Consider the following 22,471-nt stretch of genomic DNA (forward strand, 5'->3'; position numbering starts at 1 on the left):
GGCTTACTCCGTGTAGCTGACCAGCTTCTGCAAGCCGGCGAAGCAGCGGTCGAGGATCATGCCGACGACGCCGATGACCAGAATGGCAAAAATCACGTTGGGCAGGGCCAGGTTGTTCCACTCGTTCCACACGAAGTAGCCGACGCCGGTGCCGCCCACCAGCATCTCCGCGGCGACGATGACCAGCCAGGCGATGCCCATCGAAATGCGCATGCCGGTCAGGATGGTGGGCGCGGCGGCGGGCAGGATCACCGTCAGCGCTTTCCTGAGGCGTCGCACTTCCAGGGTGCGGGCGACGTTGAGCCAGTCGCGGCGCACGTTGGCGACGCCGAAAGCGGTGTTGATGAGCATGGGCCACAGGGAGCAGATGAAGATGACGAAGATGCCCGAGAGGTCAGAATCCTTGATGGTGTACAGGGCCAGCGGCATCCAGGCCAGGGGCGATATGGGCTTCAGGACCTGGATGAAGGGGTCCAGGGCCCGGTAGAGCAGGGGCGACATGCCGATGGTGAAGCCCAGGGGCAGCGCCACCAGAATGGCCAGCGCAAATCCCAGGCCGACACGGCCCAGGGAATGGCCGAGCTGGATGGCGATGCCCTTGTCGTTGGGGCCGTTGTCCTTGAAGGGGTCGGACAGGTGGGTGACGATGGCCTTGCCGATTTCCTGGGGCGGCGGAAAGCCCCCCGACTTGGCGGCGCCCTTGCCCATCAGGGCGGCGTATTCGTCCTGGGCCGCGGCCTGCTGGGCGCTCTCCTTGGGCTGGGTGGCGACGAACCACGCCCCCAGGAAGAGCACCAGCAGCAGCGCCGACAGCAGCAAGCTTTTCCAGTGCTCCCGCGCCATCTCAGCTCCGCTTCAAGGCGAAGGAATTGACGTAGGCCTCGGCCTTCATGGGGTCGAACTCCTTGCCCATGACCTTGAACTTGGCGTAGCCCTCCTTGGGCGCCGGCATGTCGATTTCGGCCATGCGCTTCCTGGCGTCGGTGAGCAGGTAGACGCGTTCGGCGATCTCCTTGTAATTCACGTCGCCCTTGATGTAGCCCCAGCGCTTCATCTGGCTGAGGATCCACACCGCCATCGAATACCAGGGGAAGGGGTCGAAGTCGGCGCGGGTGGGCACGTTCTGCACGCTGCCCAGGCCGTCGGCGAACTTGCCGGTGAGCACCTGTTCCAGCACCGTCTTGGGCTGGTTCAGGTAGCTGGGGGGCGACAGCACCTCGGCCATGATGGGCCGGTTTTTCGGGTCGCGGGCCATCTTGGCGGCGGTGAGGATGGCGCGGTACAGCGCGGCGAAGGTATTGGGGTTCTGCTTGACGAAGTCGGCCGGCACGCCGAAGGAGCAGCAGGGGTGGCCGTCCCAGATTTCCTTGGAGAGGATGTGGATGAAGCCCACCTCGTCGAACACCGCCCGCTGGTTGAAGGGGTCGGGGCCCAGGTAGCCGTCCAGGTTGCCGGCCCGCAGGTTGGCCACCATCTCCGGCGGCGGCACGACGCGGATCTGGATGTCCTTGTCCGGGTCCAGGCCGTGCTCCGCCACGTAGTAGCGCAGCAGGAAGTTGTGCATCGAATACTCGAAGGGCACGGCGAACTTGAAGCCCTTCCACTGCTTGGGATCGCGCTTGTCCTTGTGCTTGACGTGCAGGGTGATGGCCTGGCCGTTGGTGTTCTGGATGGTGGCCACGTTGAGGGGCATGGGATTGGAGCCGATGCCCATGCTCATGGCGATGGGCATGGGGGCCAGCATGTGGGAGGCGTCGTATTCCCGGTTGAGTACCTTGTCGCGGATCAGCGCCCAGCCGGCGGTCTTGACCACCTGCACATTGAGGCCCTGGGCCTTGTAGAAGCCCAGCGGGTCGGCCATCAGCAGGGGGCTGGCGCAGGTGATGGGGATGAAGCCGATCTTGAGATCCTTCTTTTCCAGGGGGCCTTTTTCCTGGGCCATGGCTTCCAGGGCGCCGAGGGGAAAGAAGCTGGAAAGGGCCGCCAGCGCGGTAGAACGACCCACGGCGCGCAGGAAGCGGCGGCGCTCGCCATCATCCGGGAAGACGGCGCGCATGATGGCCGATTCCAGGGTGCGGCGGTTCAGCGCCTCCTCATTGGCCTCGATGGGCAGGTCGGCAGCCCGGGCCTGGGCCGCGTCGTGCGCGGCCTGGGAAGCGTGCTTGCCGCAGGAACAACTGCCGAGTTTGATGCCGTCGCTGAACGGGTCCTTGAAAGCAGACATGGCGATCTCCTTCTGGAAATGAGGTCAAAGGGCGGGTTCGTGAAATTCGATGTCGTGCCGGTAGAGCTCGTAGGCCCGGTGGTATTCCATGACGCGGGCCACGTCGTGGATGAAATCCTCGTCGTAGCCGGCCCGGCGCAGCAGGTGAAAGCCCATCTCCATGCCCGAGGCGATGCCGCCGGCGGTGACGATGCGCCCGGCATCCACCACGCGGGCGCGGCTCACCCGGCAGGCCGGTGCCATCTCCGCCAGGCGGTCGATGGGCGTCTTGCCCATGTGGGAAGCCTCCAGCCGATCCGGCTCCTTGCGGTTGGTGGCCGGCAGGCCATCTAGGAGGCCCATGCGGGCGTAGATCCAGGAACCGGTGCACACGCTGGTCAGCAGGCAATCCGGCGCCAGGCCCCTGATGTAGCGGTGCAGGTTGGCGTTATGCATCTCCTGTCGCGTGCCGAAACCGCCGGGGATCAGGAAGGCATCCATGGCCGGCGCGTCGGCAAAGGCGTAGTTGGGCACCACGGTAAAGCCCGCCTGGGTCTGCACCGGCCGCATGGCCTCGGCGATCAGGAAGGTATCCAGCTCCGGATCCAGCCGCCGCGCCACCGAAAAAACCCCGGCCGGCGCCGCGTAATCGACGATCTCCGCATCCTTGAAGACATAGATGCCCAGCCTGAAACCCGCCTTGCGCGCCATGGAACGCCCCCCGGTAGAGAAGATTCAGCCAGCCGCCGCAAGTGCTGAAAGCGACTGCCTGTTGGGAGTGATATTCGGGGAATGCGGGTTTGTCGTGTATCACGACAAATGTGATTCGCTTGTAGGGGGCGCACTACATGGGCGGATTGGGCTGGGCGGCGGGGTGGGGCGGGAATGCTACGGTCGACCGGGAAAAATGGTCGAAATTGGAATTTGGTCGGGGGATAGGCTGTCGGTCTGGTTGTCGGCCTTTGCTGACGTTCGATCCCACTCATGAAACTGACTGCTCTGGATAGCAAAGCTGTCCGCCCCGCTGTCCAGAATTGGCGTGGCGATTCAGTATTTCAACAGCCGGCTAGTCCAACTGCACAATCAACTTTGCGTGGTTCTCAACTACGCTAATGCCCTTCACTTGGATGTCGAACTCATAGACGCCTGCGAACTGAGGGGCATCAATGGTCAGCCCAAGCGTATCTATCGGGGCGCCGTCGTAACTCACAGGCATTCGGCTGATGACCGATGGAGCCGCCAACTCATTGCCGTCACTGCCCGTAAGCTTGACCACAACAATTTCGACGTCGAGATGTCCCGTTGGTTGGTTGAAGAACAGCACAACGGGTTGCTTGGACTGCGGTGATACAACCTCATCGCGCATGCTGATCCGCACGTGGTCAGGCCTAATCTCAGACGACAACACGCCTTGCTTACCCAGTAATGCACCGAGCGTGCGCAATACCTCGGGGGTCTTGTACAAGGTGCCATGGTCTCCGCCTACCGCAAGCTGTTGCATTCCGGCGATGGACGCGCTCCAACTCGGAACCGTCCCATCCCCGCCGTCAGCTATGTCCACGCCTTCAGGTCTGGGGCCGTTGACATAGGCCCTCCCGTTTCCATCCTTGAACGCAAAATTGCCTTGCACGTTGCAAATGGTGTTTTGCCTCGTACCGATGAAGCAGAAATACACAATGCCCTTGGGCTTCTTCGTTGTATCCAAGGCCGAGTGAAACGCTTCTGCCGAAGCAAGATTCTTGGCGTTCAGACCTAGCACCTTCGCAGTGTCATCCTCGTAGAGGTTTGCTGGCTCAAGCCTCGCCTCCGGATCCGTGTTCCAAAGGTAAGGTTCGCTCTTCGGAGGCATCAGCTGATAGAGCGCAGGGAAGTCATCCTTATCAGCGATCTGCTTTACCTGCTGTGCGTTCAGAAAGAGACGTTTGATTTGCCCCATCGCGGCGCATAGCGCCAAAGGTGCTCCCCGATGAGGCGTGCCGATGGTAATCAACCGACGAACCTGCTCAAATCCCTGGCAGTTCGCTTCGGTGTAGATGCCAGACTCAAGGAAGTAGCGGCCTACTAAGCCTCCCATCGAATGCGCGACGATGTTGATAACGACGTCGACACCATGATCGACGCGCAGCTTCTTGACGTGCTCAGCTAGGAGCTCAGCAGCCAGCCTGTTGTCCTTTCGCCAGTCGTATGGGCAGACGATCAGCGTCGCTGGGGTGGCTTTTTCGTCAAATCCGCACTGCTTGAAAGCTGCAATCAGGCTGGCGTATTGGTTGGCGATGGAAACCGAGCGAATGATGTCTCCGACCCGCAGGTTCGGGTTCAGTAGTTGCCCCATCTTCTGGTACGGGAACAGCAACTCAGCCGGAGTGCCAGGCCAGATGATGTCATTTTCGAGGTAGAGCTGCGATCCCATGATGCCGGGAACGAAAACGACAGTTTCAGCCACGTTGTGTCTCCTTCATGCGTGCAAGTGCCATGATCAGGCTCTTCGCGCTCTTCGCCTCATCCTGATCCTTGAAGCACTTCAAGCACTCAGCGTCGATATGCATTCCTCGAATACTCTCGACCAGGTCTGCGCGGTTGGCGTCGAAGTCAAAAATGCACCCACGCGTCTCGTCGTGGTATTTCATGTCGTTTCGAAGAGCGAGAACCTGGGCTGCTATCAGCATCCCCACAGCCGCCTCGTACGGCTTGCCAGCGCGTGCGGCGTACTCTCGAAGGTCGAAAGTGGAGATCACCGATGCCTTGTCTCTCCCAACCGAGAAGTAATTCCAGCACGGCCCGTCTTCGTCCTCAAAGGCAATCATCGCTGGCGTCAGACCAACGATTTGATCAAGCTTGTTCTGCACTCGAACCGACTCAGCAAAATAGAAGAACTCGTCGGCAAGCATGTTGCGAAACAAGTCACTGGATTCCTTCTTTTTTAGCGGCCGGCCGAGCAGCGTCACCGCCCATTTTTCAAGCGGTTCCTTCGTCTTGATGAGTCCGGCTGGCACTGAAGTTTGAATCTCAAGGAAGACCAAAGAGTCTTGGCTCTCATTCATCACCTTCAAGAGCTTTGGTAGCCTAGAAACCCAGGAGCCCAGATCAAGCACTCCCACAGTCGACGCAACGTTTCCATTCGCTGCCCGCTCGATAACCTTGACTACGCCCGCTGGGAGTACAGCAGGTGTCGCGGTCACGGACTTGGTCTTACGTTGCTTGACTGGCTTGGCTCTGGATAAAGTATCCACGGTGCTCGATTTCGAGACCAGCGCCTCCATCAGGCCTGGAGGGATCCGATCTATTGCTAACGTCTTCGACTGCCGCTTCAGCGCAGCGCTCACGGACGATTCCGCAATCTTGCGCGAAGCAGTCAACTGGACTGGGCGGTTGACGATGCTAAACGGATTCTTTGGCTTCATCATACTTCTCCCCGCGGCGTAAACAGTTGTGCGCCCCCTGGCAATCTGTATAGAGCCGGAATTCCCCACTCGACCACCGCACTGTTCAATGGGATGGTCTTCCGCAGTTCATCCTGCAGTGCCACGCGCCCAGACATTACAGCCGCATCGATATTTCCGTCCCGAAGGAGCCTCTGGTAAAGAGCACCAACGAACGGAGCGACCGACTTGGTCGGAATCGAGGTTTGGTTGGCTACCACCGCGAGAATTCCACTGCTTATCAGTGCATTGGCGACCGGACCAAAGTCATCCCTGATGTCGCCAGCCCCGCTTAGGCAAGCGCTAAGGATCACCAGGCGCAAGTTCTGACCTGACAGCGCTGATGCGACCTGCCTGGCGGTCATGAAGTCTGACTTCTTCGTCGCGACATCGACGAGAACCAGCCGTCCTTCTCCTCCAACAATGCATCCATGGCCGAGAAAATGGAAGACGTCGTAGGACTGTTCTTCCAGCGCTTTGCGAAGTGCCCGGCTCGTTGCCCCAGGTATGACTTTGAGCGTTGCCAAGCCCTCCGTTTGAGCCTCGAATGCCCTGCGGATGGATGATTCGACGTCATGCCACGTGACCCCCGCCTGGTCTATGGGGTCCGCGACCGCTAGCAAGACCTTCAACTTTTTCAGCGACTTCGCCGGCGCCGGATCCGCTGGCGCGCAAATAGGAAGTACACGAACAACACAGCGGTCACGGTGGGGCACAGCCAACCTGTCGTGGGGTCGGATGAACTCCCAAGGGATGCGTTGAACCTTCGGATCGTCTGTCGCAATCTGGATGCTGAAGTTCACTGTCGGAACGCGGTTGTAGAGGCGAAGGACCTCACCCTGAAAGATGTGGTCAAAGAGGCGCGTGCCGATGTCATCGAGCTCGGCTACCGTTGGACGCGCGCCCCCAAGTGCCACTTGCTCGATGCGTTCCGTAAAATCGATGAACTCCTGAAGCTCAGCATGAGCTAAATCTAGCTTGGTAACAGCGGTATCGGGCCCACGACGAGCAACAACCAGCGCTTGGTCGGCAACAAAACCATTTAGTAAGAACAGATCCATACGCTCCAATCGTTGCTTCGGGCGCACCTCGCTGGCGCGGTTATTGAGCTTGGTACTGACGAATGCAGATGCTGTATGGCCCAGGCGATTATGCTAAAGCCGTCTCGCTCAAGGCACATGCAGCATCGACAACTGCGGATGGTTCGAAAAGTCTTCCTTGGCTGTTCTAAGCAAGCTGCCGAAGTTGATACTCCTACCTCCGCCGCCCTGTTTTAGCGTGCGAAGCGCTGCATGCCAAGCAGCCTGACCGGTGGGGCGAAACTGGAGGCGGGACAAGTCACCGCCTGCGCGGCTCCACACTTCCTGGTCCCGCGGTCCAAATGGGTAGAGGTCGACTAGGAGCTTCTCTAACACTAACCAAGAATCCTCCTCTTGCACCGTTGGCGTTGTTTCGGGACTGTTCGGCGACTTCTTCCCGCCTTGACTCAGAGCGACAGCGAAGTTCCCTTCAAGGTTGTCAGCCTTAAAAATTGGGTGCTGGTCGTCTGGGATTAGTTTGGGCACCTCTTCGGAGACGTAGTTAAACAGGTCAAAGACCTTGATGAAGCCGCTGGCGCTCTTGTCGGCGGCCCCACGGAGACCCGCAAGCAGTGCAGTCGAAAAAACGCTGTTCCTCGCCCCGTTAAACACGGCGGACTCTTCGTCAGCACGACACGATGCCATCAGCGCACGCCCGCTTCCAACTGCCAGCTTCGCGAAGGTGTTTGGGCTATAGCCAGATTTGAGATTGTGGCCCTTGCCATCGGACAAACTCTTCGAGATTGCAGCCCCCCCAGCATGACAAGCGTCAATGAAGACCAGCAGTCGTTTCGCCTTAATTCGCGACAATGCAGCCGCTAACACATCCGAGCTAATGGATGTGTTTTCAATGTCAGCGAGGTCGCTATCTACGGTCGCAAGCACGCTGTCCTCATGGCCGGGCCCGCCAACGACGCCACCGTGACCGGAGAAGAAAACGCAGGCCGTGTCATCAGGACCTGCCCGAGCAGCAAGTTCGTCTAAGCCCTTCAATATAGCTGCCCGAGTAGCATATTCGTCCAAGAGAGTGACGACGTTTGCCGGAGCATAAGCACAGTAGTTAGGCGACGACAGCGTTGCGGCCACGTCGTTGACGTCGTTCAGGATCGCAGCGGGTAGGCTGGAGATTTTCTGGTAGTGCGCTACGCCAATAAGAAAGGCGTGGCCTTGAGGATAGCCAGTCGGGGGCATGTTTCAACGATGGTTAGGTGAGGCGTCAGTACCAGCCAACGATATCCGTGTCAGTGGCATATAGGCGAAGTTTTTCGTTCAACGGGAAATCTTGGCACATCACTTTAAGGAGATCGCGCCTACTCGGACGGCCACCGTAACGGATTGAGTTCAACGCGGCGTGCCAACGCGTCGCCCCGTTTTCGGATCGTCCCGGCAGGTCGGAATTTTTGCCTCCTGCGCGTGACCAGAGTTCGCCGCTATCCGGACCGCTTGGATAGAGTTCACGGGCTTCATCTTCAAAGGCTTCCAACTTATCAGCCGCGCTTGGTTTTGAGATTTCAAGCTTCCAACGTGTATAAAAGCTAAGCAAGTCTGCGCACAGCCGTAGCCCTGGCATGAGATCTGGACGATGGTCGGCAAGACGGTCCGAAAGATGTTTGGCCACGCGCTCCCAATGTCGGGACGCCACAAGCGTTCCCAGCCGCTCGGAATCCGTATGAGAAAGAATGCGAACGCTCCTCAAGAGGTTGTTCAGCCATGTGATGAACACCTCTTCGCGGAACGACGGAAGGGCACTGACAATTGAGAGCCGTGCATCAACCGTCACCGATGACCTTTCAAGAACCGACTGCAAGCTCGAACTCGACATGATCACTCGCTCAAGCTCGGCTTCGGGGGGGGGCATCACCGCCCCTTGCGCAGCAAGTTCCAGCCAGCCGGTTGCGGTCGTCTGTAGGTAGTGATCACTCTGCGAAGCGGGCAGAAGCGACCACAGCCGCGCCCGCTCCGGGGTGGCGCTGAGGTCAGCCAAGGGGGTCATTGCAAGCGCCTCGAGTAGGCCGGTGTCGACGGGCCGTCCTTCGGCGAGTTGAGCTACTACGGTGTCGCGAAGACTGATGGCATTGCTAGGTGCGTTCCACAGGGAAGAGTTCTTACCAATCGCAGCGCCCCAGACCTTTTGCTCGGTGATATCGTCGCAGCGGATGTTAGACAGGATCTGAGGGTGGGCAGCGGCCAGGTCTGCGCACAATTCGACCAAGCGCAAGTCCTTATGCGCGAGTGCGCATTCCAACGTCTGGGTAGGACTCGCGTACCGAAGGGCTGACCGCAAACCGGCGCTGTGGCCTGGATCCTTGTCCACCTTGAGCTGCTGACTTGCGGCATCAAGGGGGGGCAGCGTTGACGCCATTACGGCGCCGTACGCGATCAGCCAGCGCTTCTTCAGCAGCGGCGCGAGCAGGGCCGGCGTAGTCGTAACGTGAAGCATTCTGGGAACTTCCGCCGCCAGCCGCTGCTCAACTGCCGCGTCAGCCGGTAGGGTGCCTACGGCCGTGGCGAACGCCACTTGGCTACGCTCGGCCCATCTCCAGACTGCTTGGAAAATGTCGGGCTTGTCTAGACGAGCGGCAGACGATAAGCCGGCCATCACCGCAGCTCGCCACGGCGGCAATGCGAGATCCTCATTAACCGCCGCCACGACCATCTCCATTAAGTCACTGTCGTCCTCTGGCGCAACTCCGAGGTTGCTGACGAGGAGCTCAACGGCCGACCACAGCGATCGCGTGTTGGCAAAACCAGAGAGCGCCAAATTCCTCATTGGCAGTAACTGCTTGCAGCCTGCGCTTGGAATCAAGGCCGTGAACCGACCGAGGAGCTCGTCCTTGACACTTGCGCCGAGCGTCGGCTGATTTGAGAGGCCGTCTGCCAAGCGTATGGCAGTCAGCAGATCATCGAAGCTTTCGCCGCCAGAGCGGAGGCTGTGCAGCCGCTCAAGCCTGCTCAGTTCCTTCAGCGTACTTACTTCAAGGCCCAGATCCTCGGCGAGAGCCAGGATTGGCTTCACGTCACGCTGGCCACAGAGAACCCCTGCGGATTCAGATTCCGAGGTTTGATCGTCAGGCTTGACTACGCAGTGCTTCGTCCAGCGAGCTTGGAGCTGCTCGGGCGTGCATACGAGCGCCGGCGTGGGTTGCTCAACCACGTCGTTCGGACCGAAGCTCAGCCTGAACGCGAAGTTTCGCCTTAAGGCCGGCCAGAGGTTTCTCCACAGTGAATCGACGAGGTGTTCGAATCCCTCGACGCCCAGTCGGACAACTGGAGTTGGTCCTTGGGCTGCTAACGCGTTGGCCGTGCCGATCAGGTCAGGGGCCGGCGCGTGGGTGCTGCCGGCAGTGTCAAGCTCAAGCGTTGCCACCGAACCGGAGCAGTCTGTGGCCGAGGGAGCCAGCCAGCCAAACAACGCGGCCAGGCTCCCAACCTCGCACATATCGTCCAAGCTGACGATGAGCGCGTGAGTCAGCACCATGCCGCCGCGCGACGCGCTTGAATCCAGGAACGTGCGAGCGAGAACGTAGTGATCGTCGATGGGAAAACCGCGAACGAACGGCGACCAAGCCTGGACACCTGGGGGCACTGCATCTGGCAGGTCAAGCTTTGATGCGATGGCCGCGGCTATGGGCACATCCGAACTCGACGCTCGGAGTCCGTGACCGCGGCCTGGGACCTCGCCATAGACGGCCTGCTCGACTCGCATTCGCTCAGGTCCCCTCGGCCATCAAGCGTTGGATCGGCAGGGTAATGTCGTTGTTCTTTACACCGTTGGGTAGAACCACGTAGCCGAACTCTTCGGGGCCGCGGGTTGCGTACTCCAGGTCCGCATCCGTCTTGCTGAGTGCGCGTTCAAGGGCCGACAGGCCAATGACAGTGGGCGATGTCCAATTGCTGCGCACGAACGACCACAGCATTGGCAGTCGAGAGGCAAGGAGGTCAGCCGGCAGCTCAGTCGTTTCAAGCTCATCCCAGCAGCTCAGCAAGACAGTCAGGCGAGGCTTTTGAAGCGGCCGGTCAAGGTGAAAATGTGCCAAGTAGAGCAGCATTTGAAGGAGCTCAACTGTCCTAGCTTGGTCCGACAGCTCGTATGCGGGTGTCTCTTCCTCGGGGGCAACCGCAGCGAATGACTGCAGTGGGCGCGAGAACAGGTCGTCTTCGGACCGAAGCGAATGCAGTCGGATGAGCAACACCCAGTCTGTGGCTTCGAGCACGCGCTCGCGCCAAGCGGCCGGGATCCGGCGCTGCGTGACAAGGTTACGAACCTGTTCGCCGCCGTAGTCCGGCCAAATCAGTTCGGCGTAGTGGCCGGCCTCGTCCGTAATGGGCCAGACGCTCTCGACGTAGATGTTGGCCGGTGTGTGGTCGGTTGATTTTCCTTCAGTCAGGCAACTAAGCGCTGTATTGAACGCCTCTAGGTTCGTTGGAGCGCCAGACATCTTGAGCGCGCACGCCTTGACCATGAGCCGCTTCAAAAACTGGGCCCCGTAATGAGTCTTCCCGACGTTCGACTCGCCGACCAACAAGATGGAGTGTTGAGCAGCCACCAACTATCTCCTACCGGATCGAAATAGCGGGTCGTGACCAGACGCTTCTGTCGTGGGCAAATCTACCTCCGCGCGCTTGGTGCAAAGAATCCAGCCAAATAGCTCGCGGAAGCCTTCTGCAGCGTCGACCTCACCACGGGGGGACACGCTGACAGTGAACTCCGGGACGCTTGATGAGACCGACGCCACCGCTTTTCTAATCTGTGCCTCCATGGCCGGTGCCACTTCTACGTCCCCCTTTGTCCAGACGAGTGCCAGACGCCGTCCGCGAGCCTCGGCCACTGCACGCAGAGCAAGCAACTGAAAGTCGTTTCGAGCGGCCCCCATCTTGGGCCCAGCAAGTGCCTGCCGGTCTGCAATCAGTAGCGTGACGTCTGCGTGTCGGGCAATCCAACGAGCCCCTTCCGCATCGGCTGCCTGCTCGTTGATCGCCCATTTCTGAAACCACTCTCCAGGGGCATCTGCAAAAATAAAGTCGCGTAATGACCCATCCTCACGGCGAAAACCAAGGTGAAGCATGCCGGGGGATCGAGCCGCTCCGCTAGGCGTGTGGGGCGGAAAGCTTGGGGGCAGCCCCGGCTTCCAGCGTAGATAGGTCGCCACCGCTTCCCAACCTGCCAGCGTGTAAGAGTTGCTGAACAAATTGACGTCAGTAGTCAGTGCACCTCGACCCAGCAGCAGATAGAACGCACCGAGAATGGTCGTCTTGCCGGCGCTTTCCGGGCCGACGATACCGACAGTGATGGGCTTGACCTTACCGCTGACGAAGTTGAGGTCTGCCCCTCCCATCGCTAAGCCGCTCCATGGGAGGAGCATTTGGTCGGAATCATCCGATGCGGCTACTTCGCCTTTGCTGCCACACTTCCACTCGGGGCACATATCGAGCCGGATGTGACCAAGCGTGCAGGTGGTGTTGTCGTCCGCGAAACAGTTGGGGTGGGAGCACCGGTTCATTGGAGTCTTACTTCTTCTTTACCCGCTTGGCAGGGCTGTCGCTGGTGGCGCGTGCGGTCTGAAGCTCACGAAATAGGTATGTTCCCCAATCGGACGGAGTCATCTTGGTGGAAGCGTCCACGCCACTGAGGGCGAGTAGGGTCGAAGCGTCGACTGCGCCTGAGTCCTGCGCGTGCCCAATCAACGACAGCAGCGGGCCGCGGCCAACTGGTACAGGCGCGTACTGAGCAGCCAACGCGCGGAAAGGCTGCATGAATGCTTTTGTCCTGGCGTCGCGCACAAGGCTAGCGACGTCACGCTCACCGTTGCTTTGGTCATCATTTTTAGCCGGAAGGCAGCGGATGGTCTCCCGTAGAAAGGCTGATACGCTCGCTGGCGAATAGGTTGGCACTTGTTCATGTAGATCGAGCGCCATCAACGCAGAGGCCTCGAACGGTGACAGGTCAAGGTAGCTCGCATGAGCACTCGGGGAATACAGCGCTTCCTTCCACCAAAGCAGGTTCGTGCGGCGCTGCAAACCTGCCGTCGCGCCGCTGAAGCTGGCCAACGCCTTTTCAACGTGAGATGTGACAGCCTTCGCCAGCGTAGCCAGCGGGCTCGAGAGGTCGACGGGGGCTGGCGCAAGCTCCTCAGCCATCCCATCCAACGTCTCCGCGATGGCGACGCTCATCTTGTTTGCAAATTCTTGCGCCCATTGCTGAGGGTGCTGATGGGGGGAATACTGATTTTTCGGATCAGAACCCCAAGGTCCCGCGGCGGAATGGATTTTCTTCAGAAGGTCACTTTGATCGACAGTAGGTGACTCGTAGTCCGTCGTTGCCACAGGAGCTGGCGGCGTGTACTGCAACGGATCGACCGTAATCATCTCCGGCGTTGCCCACTCGGCCTCGGCGCGTGCATCGACCTTCGTCTCAATTTCGCTGACTGCTTCGCGCCAAATCTCAGCTTCGTCGGACGTTTCGGAGTAGGCCAGCGCATTGCGCGCCGTGTTGACGAAGGCCACCGCAATCGCGTCGTCCGAACGAGCCGCCTGGATGACCGCGTCTAGCAGGATGGCTCGCAAAATGCCAACGGGACGCCCTGAAAAGGCGTTTGCCACAGTCTCCCATTGCTTGCGGAGAGAGGCCATCGCCTCCTCTACAGTTGGATCTGTGGCTGCAACATTGGGGTCGGCCGCCACCATCGTGAAGCTGGCGGTCTTCGAGGGCGTCTTTCGAAGAGTGGCTGCCAGGTCTTTTGCTGTGAGCCGGAGCTTCTCGAGTTTTGTGTCATCGCCTTTGAGGTCGATGGTTCCGACCTCAAGAAACTTCAACAGAAATTCTTGTTCCACCCCTAGCCTCCCGACCAATGTTGTGATGTTGCGAAATGATAATTGTATTTATTCTACACATCCTGCCCGCGCACTGTTCGCTCTATCTCGGCGAGGTATTTGTAATTTTATACGGTTGACATCAGCGTTAATTGCCAGCGCCGTGGAACAGGAGGAGCGCGGTAGTTCAGGGGAGGAGGCTCGCGTTCGCTATTGATCCGGCCAGCTTAAGTTTGAATTTTCAAGCGGCATATTTGACACGCGGATCTTGGAAGAAGCTTTTGACCCGCTCGGGTGATTGTTCGAGTTTGACCATGTGTTCGGTAGCGGCGAGTTTCAATTTGGCCTTGGTGCGCACCGGCACTTTCGTCCCGATGGCATGCTTGAGGTCGGCATTGAGACGCTCCTCAGGGTTCAGCTCCGGGCTATAGCTGGGCAGGTAGAACAGTTCGATCTTGTCCTGACGTTCAGCGGCCCATGCCTTGACCGGTTTGCTGTGATGGACCCGCAAATTGTCGAGAATCAAGAACACCTTCTTGCCGGCATCCTTGATCAGCGCGTCAAGGAATTCGATCAGCTTGTCGGAGTTGAACGCCTCGTCAATGATCATCCAACGTGTTTTGCCCTGATTGGTCACCGTCGCAATCATCGACAGCTTCTGCCGCGTACCGCCTACCGTGTAGGTGACCGGCGTCTTGCCTGCCGGTGCGTAGCAGCGACCGCGTACATCGGTATTGACCAAGGCAGTTTCATCGCCCCAGTGAATCTCGCCGCCTTCCGCCTTGGCACGCTTCTCTATTTCCGGGTATTGCTCATTGAGCCAGGCTTGCACGGCTTCCGGTCGTTGCTCGTAGGCCTTCTTGATCGGCTTCTGGGGGTGAAGCCCCAGCGCGACAGATAGTTGCCGACACCGCGTACCGATAGTTTGATGCCATATTCCCGTTCGATCAGTTGCATGACCGCAGCACGATTCCAAAGCGCAAATTCCATCTTCAGTTGCTCGGGGCGCTTGTCACAAATGATCTTTCGGATCGCCTCCTCTTGCTCCTCTGTCAGCGTCCGCCCTTGACCTGCACGTTTGCCTCGCTTGGTCGGCTTGAGGGCAGCAAGGCCACCTTCTTCATACCGATCAATCGCAGACCGAACTGCCGGATACGAAAGCCCACTGAGCTCGACGATTTGCATTACGCCGTAGCCCTTGCGGTGCAGCCGCACCACTTGCTTACGCCGTTCGTGCAGTTGCTCAAGTGTCGAATATCTTGCGTCGTCTTTTTCCATTCGTCCAACATGGGGGCTGACCCATAAATTTCAAGCATTATTGTGCCGAGTCAATAGTTAGAAGATCTACCGCTCGCGGCCTATCAAGACTGAAAGTCCGCTTAGGAACGGACTGCTGCCCAATTCGGCAGTTCTGACCAACGACGGCAAAGGCCGACAAGCAGAATCACGCAAACAAGCCCCACGTCCAAAACGGATTTTCGGCCTGCTACGGTCAACCGGAAAAATAGGCCAAAATTAAAATTTGCTTTACCTGCCTGGGCGTAACCGGTAACTACCGGGCGTTCTTTCCTACGCCTGAAGGCTATGCAAAGGGGAACGGAGGGGATTTTCGGCGAAGCGCTGCTTCCACAGCCGTGGCGTGAGTTCGTGGACCTGACTGGCCGGATGCTGGCCGACACGCTGGAGCACATCGACCAGATAGTCGTAGGGATCGATCTGGTGCAGGCGGCAGGTCACGATCAGACTTTGCATGATGCCGACGTGTCTGGCCCCGAGCTCGGTCCAACAGAACATCCAATTTTTCCGACCCATCGGAATGGCCCGTAGGGCGCGCTCCAGGTGGTTGGTGTCGATCGGCACGTCCGGGTCGGTCAGATAGACCTCCAGCCCGAATCGTCGCTCCCGGGCATAGGCCAGGGCCTTGGTCAGCGGGTTGCTCGGCAACAGGCCCTGGGCCTCGAACTGCTGGTTCACCCAGGCGAAGAACTGGTCGACAATCGGCTTGGCGTGCATCAGGCGATAGTCGAGCTTCTTCGCCGCATTGAGCTTCTGGTCTCGGATGTGGGCTTCCACCGCGTAGAGGCCGCTGATGAAGTCCAGTCCGCGCGCCGCCGCTTCCGGTTCGGCGCCCTGCGCCTCGAACAGCTTGCGCCGGGTGTGGGCCCAGCATTGGGCGTGGGTGAGCCCGGTCTTGTTGGTGTAGTGCGCGTACGCGGTATAGCCGTCGCTGAGCAGGACGCCGCGCTCGACCGGCGTCAGGCCGAGCGCCTCTTCGACGTGCTCGATGCGGCGACTCTCATAGAACGGGAAGCACACTTCGTCGAGCTGGCCATAGACCGGCCAGAAGTACGCGGGCTTGAGCTTGCCGGGTCCGGCGCGGCCGGCCTTGATCGGCGTCTCGTCCATGGCCTTGACACGGGAGGCGCGGATCGAGGCGAATTGCGCATCGTAGATCGGTTCGAGCAGCGCGATGGCCTGCTGCCCGATCTGGGTCAGCCACGGCCGGCTGACGGTGATGCCGGCGTCGCCAAGACGCTGGTGCTGGCGGTAGAACGGCAGGTGATAGGCGAACTTGTCGAGCAGGAGGCCGGCGAGGAAACTCACATCGGCGCGGCTGCCGTCGAGGACGCCGGCCGGCGCGCCCGGGCAGACGATGGCCTGGCTCGCCTTGAGCTTGATGACCGGCCGCCGGTACTTGAGCACCACATAGCTGCCCGGACGCTGGGCGAGCCGGAAGCTCTCCTTGTGGCCGATGACCTCGAAGTCTTCCGGAGCGAGTCCCGCGGCTTCCGGCGCGGCCAGTTCGATGACTTCGACCGGCACCCTGGTCTCGTCGAAGAAGGGCACGCTGTCGTCGCCGGTGTCGGGTTTCTTCGCCGCCATTCGCCGGGTATGGGCGGCGACGGGGCGCTCGGGCGGCGGGGGCGAAGGCGTCGGCGCCGCGTCGAGGGCCTCGCCCAGACTCATCTGGCCGTGGGCCCCGTCGATGAGGCGGCGTTCGCTCTTCTGGCCGAAGACCTGGCGCTTGAACCAATCGAGTTGATGCTTGAGGGTGTCGACTTCCCGGCTCAGCGAACCAACCAGATCGACGACCTGGTGCGGGCTGAAGGTGGCGGCCTCGGCGAGGCTGGGCACACGGCTTGTGGGCGTCGAACTCATCCCCTGATTATACCGCAGGCATCGGCGCCAGAAGGCCGCCGGTAGCGCTTCTTGACGACTTTCGCCTCGATGCCTTCGAGCAGGAGCTTGAGTCCGGTCCAGTCCATTTCCCGGGTGGTAACGCGGCGCCAGTCGGAGAGGAATCGTCCTTGTTCGAGCCGCTTCGCCCACACGCAGAAGCCGGTGCGGTCCCAGTAGAGCACCTTCATCTGGGTCGCGCGGCGGTTGATGAAGACGAACAGCCGGCCATTCAGGGGTCCTGGCCGAGTTCCTGGCGCGTCAGGGCGTAGAGACCATCGTAGGATTTGCGCATGTCGACCGGGCAGCCATAGACATGTACCCGGACTTGGCCTTCGGGGAAGAACATCAGTGGCGTACCAGATGCAGGATCAGGCCGTCGCCGAGGTCGAGCTTGAGATCGATCCGTGGCCGGGGTGTCGCCACCGAATTCAGCGTACCGAGATCGACGAATGTCGGCGCCGTCTCCCGGCCGACGACTTCGCCACCCTCGCCGAGCAGGCGGCGCCAGCGGTACAGGCTCGCCGCACTGATCGCTTCCCGTCGGCAGAAGGCGGCAACGCCCAGGCCGCTGTCGTCGAATTTCGCCAACAAGGTTCCCCACTCGTGTGGGGGCGCCGTGACCCTTTGCCCTGCTTTCGTCTTGCCATCGCTCTTGCTCCCGTCGGTGATTTGTCCAGGGAGCAATTCTCGTCATCGCGCGCGCGAACGGAAGAACGCCGTAGGGTTACCGGTTACGCCTGGGCGGAAGTTTTGCCGGAGCGCGCTATTCCACCAGTCGGGCCGCCTGATTGCGCACGCCGGAGAGAATCGTTTCGGCTACGTCTGGCGGAAAAGCGGCTGGCAATTGTTGGCTGACTTTATCGATTACTACATCCACGCCAGCGACGATTTCTTCAATCAGGCGTTCTGCGCTGGCGGCGCCGAGGCCGACGTGTTGGGCCTGGGCGAGCCAGTGGCGGCGGTGAATCTTTTCGATCAGGTAGTGGTTGGTGTTGCCGCGCACGGCCATAGCGAGGCGGGCTTTTTGCGGGGCGATTTGCTGTTTGCCGGTGCCGATGATGGGGTGGGCCGAGAGCACGTCGTATATGGGCGTGGAACGGTAGCGGCCACCGGGGCGGTGGGCGATGCTGAAGTTCTTGGCGTGACCGTCGGGGGCGGCGAGTAGCCAGAAGATGATCTGGGCGTTGAAGAAATTGGTTCGGTCCTGCTCGGCGGTTTCCGAGCCGAGCAGCAGGGACATGATGGCGGCGATGCCCGGCCCGCCTTCGGACTGGTACTTGCGCAGCGGCGAGGTGCCGGTGGCCTGGCACAGGTCTTCCTGGGGCAGGCGGACGATCCAGCTGCCGTCGCTGGCAGGCGTGCGGTCGAAACGTTCGACGACGAGGACCTTCTGGTCTTCGAAAACGCCGATGTCGCAGGGCGCGACGGGGATGCCGAAGGCAGCGACGATCTTCGCGCAGAGCCATTCGTTTTCGGCGGAGGTGCGCATGTCGGCCTGCATGTTGCCGACGAGGCCGAGGGGCAGTTTGAAGATGTGGGTGGTCGGTGTGCTGCCCTGCGGCAGCAGCCATTGGCCGTTATGGCGCAGGAGGGCGGTTTTTTCCTGGGCGCCGGCGATGGAGAGGCGCAGATCGCCGTCGTCCTGCATGCCCGGTGCGGGGGCGGCGGTGGTGTTGCGCAGCCGTTCGGCGATGTCGGCCTCGCTCAGGGCCTGGCCGTGGATTTCGTCGATGTCGCTCGGCGTTTCGTTCTCCGGCAGGAGCTGGATCGCACCGACGCAATCGCGCCCCAGTTTGTGCAGCAGTTGAAAGGCCTCGGTGCCGCCAGCCCCGTGACGCTGCGCCAGACGGCGACGGATGGCGTCGCTGTCGGGGAGCAGGTTGTCGAAGTAGTTGCCGACCGCTTCGCCGCGATGGGCGGCATTGCCGGGAAGGAAGGGCAGCGACAGGGAAAGCGGGCGGCCCTGTGGATCGGTCAGCCAGTCGTCGAAATAGGCCAGATGCTCGCCCTGCCGGCCGGTCTCCCAGTAGCCGACCGGGAGACCGTTCATCCAGATGTTGAGGCGCTGGGTCTTGGCGCGGCGTCCCATGCTTACCAGCTTTCCCGCTTCTTCGGCGGCATGGCGGGGGCGGTTTGCTGGTTCGCCGGTTTGCCTGCGGCTTTTGGGGTGGCGACCTTGCGCGGAACCGCTGCGGCTGGCGAGGCTTGGCCGTAGGGCTGAACATCCGGTTCGCTCAGGGTGTCGAGGGCCGATCCGCTTTTCGCGAGCGAAATGTCGACATCCAGCAGGCGCAATACCGTGAACAGGCGCTCCAGGCTCGCCGCTGCCGGGTTGGCCTCGAAGGCGGCGTAGCTTTGCTGGGTGACGCCCAGTTTTTCGGCCAGCGCCGCCTGGGTCAGCCCCCTTTGCTTACGGAAGGCCTTGAGGACCAGGGGCAATTGGCTCAGCGTCTTGATCGGGTAATTCATCTTCGCCATCCGCGGGGTGCAAGAACAAAAACATGGCGTAGATTGTATATTAAATTAACAGACCATAAATTGTATAAAACGATAACAATCGATCGACTGTTAATCAGCAAAACGGTTTTTGGGTTGTAGCCCCGGCGCTTCAGCCGTCATCCTTCTCCAGGGCGACCACGGCCTTCACCAGTTCGGCCAGGGTGCGTACGCCCATTTTTTCCATGACCCGGGCGCGGTGGGCTTCGACGGTCTTCATGCTGATGTCGAGTTCGTCGGCGATCTGTTTGTTGAGGCGGCCGGCCACCACCAGGCGGAGGACTTCCGCCTCCCGCGGGGTGAGCTGTTCCAGGCGGTGGCTGAGGGCGGCGTCGCGGGTGCGGCGGGCGGCGAGGACGGCGTCCAGTTCCAGGGCGCGCTGGATGCGGGAAAGGATGTCGGCGTCGTTGAAGGGCTTCTGGACGAAGTCGCAGGCGCCGCGGTGCAGGGCGGCGACGGCCATGGGGACGTCGCCGTGGCCGGTGATGAAGACGATGGGCAGGGTGGAGCCCAGGGCGTCGAGCCGTTCCTGGAGTTCCAGGCCGCTCATGTCCGGCATGCGCACGTCGAGGACCAGACAGCCGCGCATGTCGTCGCGGCGGGCGGCGAGGAAGGCAGGGGCCGAGGCGTAGGCGGCTACGGCGTAGCCTTCGCCCTCCAGCAGCCAGGTCATGGAATCGCGCATGGCGTCGTCGTCGTCGATGACGTGGATTACGGGGTTCGCGTCAGTCATGGGTTTCCTCGGCGGGTAGGGTGAAGCGGAAGACGGTGCCGCCCCCGGCGTGGGGTTCGGGCCATAGCCTTCCCTGGTGGAATTCGATCATGGAGCGGCAGATGGCGAGACCGATGCCCATGCCGTCCGGCTTGGTGGTGTAGAAGGGGGCGAATATCCGTTCGAGGTCGTCGGCGGCCAGGCCGTGGCCGCGGTCGGCCACCGCCACCTCGACCCAGCCGGCTTCGTTGTGGCGGGCCGATACGCCGAGGCGCCGCGTTCCGGCCGGCGTCGGCGCCATGGCTTCGATGCCGTTACGCATAAGGTTGAGCAGGACCTGTTCGATCATGATGCGGTCCATGACCACCCGGGGCAGGTCGGCGGGGAGGTCGATGAGCACCTCGACGCCCAGCTTGCCGGCCTCGATGTCGGCCAGGGCACGGGTCTCCTCCACCAGTTCGGCCAGGGCCACCGGCTCCCGGCGGGGGGCTTCCTTCTTCACCATGTCGCGCATGCGGCGGATGATCTTGCCGGCCCGCTCCGCCTGGGCGGCGGCCTTGTGCATGGCGGCGAGGATGTCGTCGATGCGGGGATTGCCGTCCGAGAGGCGCTTGATGCAGCCGGCGCAGTAATTGGCGATGGCCGAGAGGGGCTGGTTGAGTTCGTGGGCCAGGGAGGAGGCCATTTCGCCCATGGTGATGAGGCGGGAGGTCTGCTCCAGGCGCTTGTGCTGCTCCCGCTCGACTTCCTCCAGGTGCTTGCGTTCGGTGATGTCGGCGGCCACCTGGACGCGCACCGTGCGGCCGTCCACCCAGCGGATGGCCTGCTCGTGGACGTGGTACCAGCGCCCGTCGAGGGCATGCAGGAGTTCGCCATCGTACAGTTCGCAGGGCAGGGCGGCGGGGGGCAGGGTGGCGGGGTCCGCGGCGAGGGCCTCGGGCGGCGGGCGGCAGGCGGCGGTGACCTGGGCGGAGACGCGGCCCACGGCATGGGGACCGAAGCGGTTTTCGAAGGTCCGGTTGGCGAAGAGGATTTCGCCGCTCCCGGCGTCCGCCACATGCACTGCCGCGTCCAGACCGTCGATGACCGTTTCGAAGCGCTGGTGGGCTTCTTCCAGTTCCACCCGGGCGCGCTTGGGTTCGGTGATGTCGTTCATCGAGGCCATCCAGCCGATCTGATGGCCCTGGGCGTCGATGAGGGGGGAGAAGTAGAGCCGCACGTCGAAGCGCTCGCCGTTCTTGCGCATGATGCGCATCTCGAAGCCGCTGGCCGGGGCGAGGCCGGCCAGGGCCTGATCGATGTTGTGCTGCAACTGGGCCGCTTCCTCGGCCGGCCAGTAGGGGTAGGGAGGCGCGACGCCCAGCAATTCCTGTTCGGAAAAGCCGGTCATGCGGCAGAAGGCGGCATTGACGAAGGTGATGCGCCCCTCCAGATCCACCGCCCGCAGGCCGGTGACCAGGGATTGGGACATGGCCTGGCGAAAGGCGTAGGCGGCCCGCAACTGCTCCTCGGTGCGGGCGCGGTGCTCCGCGTGGCGGCGCAACTGGACGAGGCTCGCCGCCGCCAGCACGGTAAGGAGCGCGATCAGCGCCGCAGGGACGTAGGGCAGCCAGGCGCCGCCAGTGCGGTGGGCCACGACGTTGAGGGCAAAGCGGGTGTCGGCGAGATCGAGGCTGATTTCGCCCGCCAGGCGCCGGTCGGTGGGCCGCAGCGAGCTGTTGGCGTACAACTCGCGCTGGGACTGGTCGATGAGGGAAAGGCGGTAGCGGGCGCTGAACCAGGTGGGCAGCGACGTGCGCATCAGGACGGCCAGGGAGAGGGGGCGACGAAGGCTCCCAGATCGCTGCTGCCGCGCTGGACCGGGTGGATGAGATCGGTGCTCGGATCGCGGCCGAGTTCCAGGTAATCGGCGCCGAATCGCTGGCGGCGCTGGCGCAGGGCCTCGTTGAGGGAGTCGAGCCGTACCCCGGTGAGTTGGTCGCCGGTAAAGGTGGCGGTCGCCTCGTTGGGCGCGACCCATTCGACCTTGCCCAGGGTATCGACCCAGACGATGGCCGCAAACTCCGGGTTGTCGCGCACGTAGCGGCCGGCGCGGACCTGGAAGGATTCGTAATCCAGGCGGCCGAACTCCCTTTCCCGGGCCAGGCTGGCGAGAAAATCCTGATGCCCCCGCACCCGCGCCTCGATGGTGCGCTCAGCCCAGTGCATATCGCCTTCCAGGGCCGCCTGGGCGGTGTCCTGCTCGCGCCATTGCAGGAGCGCCGTGACGACCAGCATGGCCACCGCGAACACCCCCACCGCCAGGTAGGGGGCGGTCCACAGCCAGGATTTGTACTGGGATCGGGGAGGGGGCGGGGTGAGCATCGCGCGATTATCGCCGCCCGGTCGGGGCGGGCCATAGGGTATAACCCTAATCCCGGGCGATCGGCGGGGCAATGGCGCCCCTGCGGTGGAAGGGGCTGTCGCTCCGGATCACTCCGTATTCATTGCGATGGCATTTTTCATTCCCATGGACTAGATTGGAGTCCTCGAACCGTTGCCATACGGTTTGGTCTCGAAACTTGGAGGATCG

17 protein-coding genes and 2 pseudogenes are annotated in these 22,471 nt (G+C 61.5%); all 19 read right to left on the reverse strand.

The features are described 5' to 3' along the window. Nucleotides 1-3 precede the first annotated feature (3 nt). The 19 genes and pseudogenes from ntrB to IPM73_04065 all read right to left on the reverse strand — a co-directional run bounded on the left by ntrB (nt 4) and on the right by IPM73_04065 (nt 22,263). Nucleotides 4-843, reverse strand: a complete 840-nt coding sequence (ntrB, locus tag IPM73_03975) for a nitrate ABC transporter permease (protein ID MBK8917225.1) — start codon at nt 841-843, stop codon at nt 4-6. A 1-nt stretch (nt 844) separates the two neighbouring features. Beyond that, complete coding sequence (locus IPM73_03980; protein ID MBK8917226.1) at nt 845-2,224, reverse strand: ABC transporter substrate-binding protein; 1,380 nt, start codon at nt 2,222-2,224, stop codon at nt 845-847. A gap of 24 nt (nt 2,225-2,248) precedes the next feature. Next, complete coding sequence (locus tag IPM73_03985) at nt 2,249-2,914, reverse strand: DJ-1/PfpI family protein (GenBank protein MBK8917227.1); 666 nt, start codon at nt 2,912-2,914, stop codon at nt 2,249-2,251. Between the two features lie 355 nt (nt 2,915-3,269). Continuing rightward, nucleotides 3,270-4,646, reverse strand: a complete 1,377-nt coding sequence (locus tag IPM73_03990; protein ID MBK8917228.1) for a hypothetical protein — start codon at nt 4,644-4,646, stop codon at nt 3,270-3,272. Beyond that, on the reverse strand, nt 4,639-5,607 hold the full coding sequence (locus IPM73_03995) for a hypothetical protein (GenBank protein MBK8917229.1): 969 nt from the start codon (nt 5,605-5,607) through the stop codon (nt 4,639-4,641). Before IPM73_03995 ends, IPM73_03990 begins: the two co-directional genes overlap by 8 nt. Continuing rightward, a complete protein-coding gene (locus IPM73_04000; GenBank protein MBK8917230.1) occupies nt 5,604-6,683 on the reverse strand; it encodes a CHAT domain-containing protein in 1,080 nt (359 codons plus the stop codon). The genes IPM73_03995 and IPM73_04000 overlap by 4 nt, the downstream gene beginning before the upstream one ends. Before the next feature lie 108 nt (nt 6,684-6,791). Next, nucleotides 6,792-7,892, reverse strand: a complete 1,101-nt coding sequence (locus IPM73_04005; protein ID MBK8917231.1) for a caspase family protein — start codon at nt 7,890-7,892, stop codon at nt 6,792-6,794. A gap of 25 nt (nt 7,893-7,917) precedes the next feature. After that, nucleotides 7,918-10,407 carry a hypothetical protein gene (locus IPM73_04010; GenBank protein ID MBK8917232.1) on the reverse strand — a complete coding sequence of 830 codons (2,490 nt, stop codon included), beginning with the start codon at nt 10,405-10,407 and terminating at the stop codon, nt 7,918-7,920. A 4-nt stretch (nt 10,408-10,411) separates the two neighbouring features. Then, nucleotides 10,412-11,248, reverse strand: coding sequence for a hypothetical protein (locus tag IPM73_04015; GenBank protein MBK8917233.1), 837 nt, complete (start codon nt 11,246-11,248; stop codon nt 10,412-10,414). A gap of 3 nt (nt 11,249-11,251) precedes the next feature. After that, nucleotides 11,252-12,037 (reverse strand): hypothetical protein, encoded by a 786-nt coding sequence (locus tag IPM73_04020; protein ID MBK8917234.1) that lies wholly within the window; start codon nt 12,035-12,037, stop codon nt 11,252-11,254. A 172-nt stretch (nt 12,038-12,209) separates the two neighbouring features. Continuing rightward, a complete protein-coding gene (locus IPM73_04025; GenBank protein ID MBK8917235.1) occupies nt 12,210-13,532 on the reverse strand; it encodes a hypothetical protein in 1,323 nt (440 codons plus the stop codon). Nucleotides 13,533-13,752: 220 nt separating this feature from the next. Next, a pseudogene (locus IPM73_04030) lies at nt 13,753-14,789 on the reverse strand (IS630 family transposase). A gap of 291 nt (nt 14,790-15,080) precedes the next feature. After that, the gene (locus IPM73_04035) at nt 15,081-16,670 is read right to left on the reverse strand and encodes an IS66 family transposase (GenBank protein MBK8917236.1); all 1,590 of its coding nucleotides are present in this window, start codon (nt 16,668-16,670) and stop codon (nt 15,081-15,083) included. Then, nucleotides 16,667-17,053 carry an IS66 family insertion sequence element accessory protein TnpB gene (tnpB, locus tag IPM73_04040; GenBank protein ID MBK8917237.1) on the reverse strand — a complete coding sequence of 129 codons (387 nt, stop codon included), beginning with the start codon at nt 17,051-17,053 and terminating at the stop codon, nt 16,667-16,669. Before tnpB ends, IPM73_04035 begins: the two co-directional genes overlap by 4 nt. After that, nucleotides 17,037-17,282: an IS66 family insertion sequence element accessory protein TnpB gene (locus IPM73_04045; protein ID MBK8917238.1), complete on the reverse strand. Its 246-nt coding sequence runs from the start codon at nt 17,280-17,282 to the stop codon at nt 17,037-17,039. Before IPM73_04045 ends, tnpB begins: the two co-directional genes overlap by 17 nt. 172 nt (nt 17,283-17,454) lie before the next feature. Further along, complete coding sequence (locus tag IPM73_04050; protein ID MBK8917239.1) at nt 17,455-18,780, reverse strand: type II toxin-antitoxin system HipA family toxin; 1,326 nt, start codon at nt 18,778-18,780, stop codon at nt 17,455-17,457. Between the two features lie 2 nt (nt 18,781-18,782). Next, nucleotides 18,783-19,169: a helix-turn-helix transcriptional regulator gene (locus IPM73_04055; GenBank protein ID MBK8917240.1), complete on the reverse strand. Its 387-nt coding sequence runs from the start codon at nt 19,167-19,169 to the stop codon at nt 18,783-18,785. Between the two features lie 130 nt (nt 19,170-19,299). Further along, complete coding sequence (locus IPM73_04060) at nt 19,300-19,920, reverse strand: response regulator transcription factor (GenBank protein MBK8917241.1); 621 nt, start codon at nt 19,918-19,920, stop codon at nt 19,300-19,302. Next, nucleotides 19,913-22,263: pseudogene (locus IPM73_04065) on the reverse strand (PAS domain S-box protein). Before IPM73_04065 ends, IPM73_04060 begins: the two are co-directional and overlap by 8 nt. Nucleotides 22,264-22,471: the final 208 nt, after the last annotated feature.

This window comes from Betaproteobacteria bacterium (assembly GCA_016720065.1).
In the GTDB taxonomy this organism is placed as follows: domain Bacteria; phylum Pseudomonadota; class Gammaproteobacteria; order Burkholderiales; family Rhodocyclaceae; genus SSSZ01.